The sequence below is a fragment of the Kitasatospora sp. NPDC101235 genome (genome assembly GCF_044767505.1).
GTDB lineage: Bacteria > Actinomycetota > Actinomycetes > Streptomycetales > Streptomycetaceae > Kitasatospora.
On record NZ_JBIWNZ010000095.1, the window covers coordinates 1 to 1,065 of the forward strand.

Below are 1,065 nucleotides of genomic sequence, written 5' to 3' on the forward strand. Positions count from 1 at the left end.
TGGTGACACCACCACTGGGAGTGACCGCGAACACCTCCACCCGACCGTCCGCATGCACACCCGTGGCCACACGACCACCACTGCCATAGCTGGCCACCACAGGCGTCGTGTCGCGGCCTCCCTTCGGCGAGGTGTATCCGCTGACCGCCATGCCGCCGTAGGAGCCGTTGCTGATCAGGCCGCGGGTGACCTGGCCGCCAGCCTGGTTGCCTCCGATCGTACCGATAGTGCCATCGGTGTTGATGCTGGTAACGAGGGCGACGTGCTGGGCCCAGCCGGCGCCGTTGTAGTTGAAGACGACGGCGTCGCCGACGTGAGGGGTGCTGGAGAGGCCGCCGCGGTATTCGGCGAAGCTGGCGGCACGGGCGTCGAGACCGGAGACGTCGACACCGTCCTGTTCCCAGACCCACTTCGCAAAGTCGGCGCACCAGTTTTCGTTCGCGCTGTTGTAGTAGCCGTAGGTATTGGCGCTGTTCAGGCCGGAGCCGGTGTTGCCGAGGTTCGCGGCGGCGATCTGGGCGATGCTGCTGCCCACGGAGGCGGAAGCAGTGGTGGTGCTGAGGGCAAGTGAGAGCGGGAGGCAGGCGGCGGCGAGGGCGAGGGCAAGACCGCGACGCGTTACCTTGATGGACATGTCACTTCTCCTGAGGAATTGCGTTCTGGACGTGGGAGGTTGACCGGTTCACCGGCGAAGGTCAGGGCTGCCGACCTCCGGAAACAGCGGTCGGCACGTGGGTCGGAGGGCCTGCGGGGATCGGCCTGACTGGCAGGTCACCTCTGGAGTTCGGTGCGATAGCCGGGTGGCTTCCAGATCTCCTGCGGCTGTGATCGCCGCTTCGGTAGCGGAGCCGGCGGGCCGGACTATCGAAATCAGCTGTGGTCGAGGTCGAAGCCGTGCCGGATGACGGGCTCGCGGGACTTTGCTGTGGATCTTGCGCGCCTCGGGTAGAGGGGCCGTTCAAACCATCGATCAGGACTTGGCGGTGCCGTAGGGGGCGAAGGCGTTCCATGCGGACCAGGCGCCACCCGGGCTGGTCTCCGCCTCGTTCATCACCGAGCCATCGT

1 protein-coding gene is annotated in these 1,065 nt (G+C 66.5%); it reads right to left on the bottom strand.

Annotation, left to right across the window (positions count from 1 at the left end; all coding sequences use genetic code 11):
• Positions 1–634, bottom strand: a 634-nt coding sequence (locus ACIRRH_RS43965) for a CHAP domain-containing protein (protein ID WP_403079116.1), incomplete at its 3' end; no start/stop codon positions are given.
• Between the last annotated feature and the right edge of the window lie 431 nt (positions 635–1,065).